General features: G+C 73.6%; 2 protein-coding genes. Both read left to right on the top strand.

Annotated elements, in window-relative coordinates:
• Positions 1–16: 16 nt before the first annotated feature.
• A complete protein-coding gene (locus tag G3I40_RS42015; protein WP_164560058.1) occupies positions 17–1,177 on the top strand; it encodes a nitric oxide synthase oxygenase in 1,161 nt (386 codons plus the stop codon).
• A gap of 56 nt (positions 1,178–1,233) precedes the next feature.
• Positions 1,234–2,271, top strand: a complete 1,038-nt coding sequence (locus tag G3I40_RS42010) for a lactonase family protein (RefSeq protein ID WP_164560057.1) — start codon at positions 1,234–1,236, stop codon at positions 2,269–2,271.
• The last annotated feature ends 159 nt before the right edge of the window (positions 2,272–2,430 follow it).

Here is a 2,430-nt window from a genome sequence, read left to right as displayed (position 1 = left end):
CCCGGAGCCGGAGGGCCTGCGCCCCGCAGAGGTGGCACGCGCGGCGGCCGACTTCGTCCGCCGCCACCACAGCGAGGAGCAGCTCGGCGACCCGGCACCCCGGCTCGCCGAGATCGACACGGAACTGGCCGCCACCGGCACGTACACCCACACCCCGCAGGAGCTCGTCTTCGGCGCCCGTGTCGCCTGGCGCAACGCCAACCGCTGCATAGGCCGCCTGTACTGGCGCTCCCTGCGCGTGCGCGACCTGCGCGGGCTCACCGGAGCGCAGGAGATCGCCGCCGCCTGCGCCGACCACCTGCGCGAGGCGGCGCCCGGCGGCCGCATCCGCCCGCTGATCACGGTCTTCGCCCCGGACGCACCCGGCAGGCCCGGACCGCGCATCTGGAACGAACAGCTCATCCGCTACGCCGGTTACGTCCAGCGCGACGGCCATGTCGTCGGTGATCCGCGCGGCGCGGGCCTGACCGCGCTCGCCCGCCGCCTGGGCTGGCACGGCGGGGCCGGCACCCCCTTCGACGTCCTGCCGCTCGTCGTCCAGCGGGTACCGCACGAGAAGCCCCGCTGTTTCGACCTGCCCCCGGACGCGGTCCTCGAAGTCCCGCTCCAGCACCCGGAGTTCACCTGGTGGCCCGAGCTCGGGCTGCGCTGGCACGCGGTGCCCGCCCTCGCCAACATGTGCCTGGAGATCGGCGGCATCTGCTACGGCGCGGCCCCGTTCAACGGCTGGTACATGGGCACCGAGATAGGAGCCCGCAACCTCGCCGACACCGACCGCTACAACCTCCTGCCCTACCTCGCCCACCGCCTGGGCCTCGACACGAGCAGCGACCGCAGCCTCTGGAAGGACCGGGCACTCGTCGAACTCAACCGCTCGGTGCTGCACTCCTTCGACCGGGCGGGCGTCACCATCGCCGACCACCACACCGAGTCCCACCGCTTCCTGACCCACATCGGCCGCGAGGAGGCCCGCGGCCGGACCGTCGGCGCCGACTGGTCGTGGATCGTGCCGCCGATGTCCGGCTCGACGACCGCGGTCTTCCACCGCACGTACGACACCACCGAGAGCACCCCCTCGTTCGTCCACCATCCCGACGCCCACGCACGGGCCCGCGGCGAGGAGCGGGCGGTGACCCGGCACGACAGGCAGCCGACTCCCTGGCACGACCTGGTCTAGACCCGCTGCTACGGTCGGCGCACGGGCACAGGGCCCGTACGCCGAAAGGGGAAGCAGTGACCGGGAGCCAGTCAGGGCGGGCCTACATCGGATCGTTCACCGCGGCGGGCGGCCGGGGCATCGCCACCGCCGCGGTCGACCCGACGGACGGCGCGCTGACGCTCCTCGCCGCCACGGACGAGACGCCCGACCCCTCGTACCTGACGGTCGCGGGCACCCTGCTGTACGCGGTCAGCGAGACCCGGGACGGCTCGGTCACCGCGTACCGCACCGGCACGACACCCGTGACCCCGGCAGGACCGCCCGCCCCCGTGGACGGCGACGGCCCCACGCACCTGTCGGTCTGGTCCGGCCACGTCCTGACCGCCAACTACGGCTCCGGCAGCGTCACCGCGCTCCCGCTGCGCGCCGACGGCACCCCCGACCCGGCCGGCCGCGACGTCCTGCGGCACACGGGCTCGGGCCCGCATCCCCAGCGCCAGCAGACTCCGCACGCCCACCAGATCATGGGCGACCCGAGCGGGAACTGGTTGCTGAGCGTCGACCTCGGCACCGACTCGCTCCGCGTCTGCGCCCTGACCGACGACGGCCGTCTCACCGTCCACCACGAGACGGCCCTGCGCCCCGGCTCGGGCCCCCGCCACCTGGCCTTCCACCCGTCGGGCCACTACGTGTACGTGCTGAACGAGCTCACCCCGACCCTCACGGTCTGCCGCTGGGACGCCACCACCGGCACGCTCAAGCCGCTGACGGAGCACCTCGTCCTGCCCGACACCCCGGGCACCGAGGCCTTCCCGTCCGCGATCGTGGTGTCCCCCGACGGCCGCTTCCTGTGGACCGCGACCCGCGGCGAGGACGTCCTCTCGCTCTTCGCCCTGGACGCCACGGGCGAACACCCCACGCTCCGCTCCACGACCCCCTGCGGCGGCCACTGGCCCCGCGACCTCTCCCTCCACCCCACGGCCCGCTTCCTCTACGCGGCGAACGAACGCTCCGGCGACGTGACCTGGTTCACCGTGGACGAGAAGACGGGAACCCCGGTGAGAACAGGTTCGCTACGACTCCCCGCAGCATCCTGCGTGGCATTCGGCTAGCCACCCCACCGAGCACCGCCCGGACCTATGCCGAGCCGGCCCGGCGTTTTGAGGGACGTCCCGCGGCCGAGGGCAACGCGAGCCACCTCAAGCCCGTCCGGCGATTGAGGACGAGCCCGAAGGGCGACAACCGAGCCCGGAGGGCGAGCCGAGCAACCC

This window comes from Streptomyces sp. SID14478 (assembly GCF_010548525.1).
Classification (GTDB): domain Bacteria; phylum Actinomycetota; class Actinomycetes; order Streptomycetales; family Streptomycetaceae; genus Streptomyces.
This window is presented reverse-complemented; position numbering and strand designations above follow the sequence as displayed.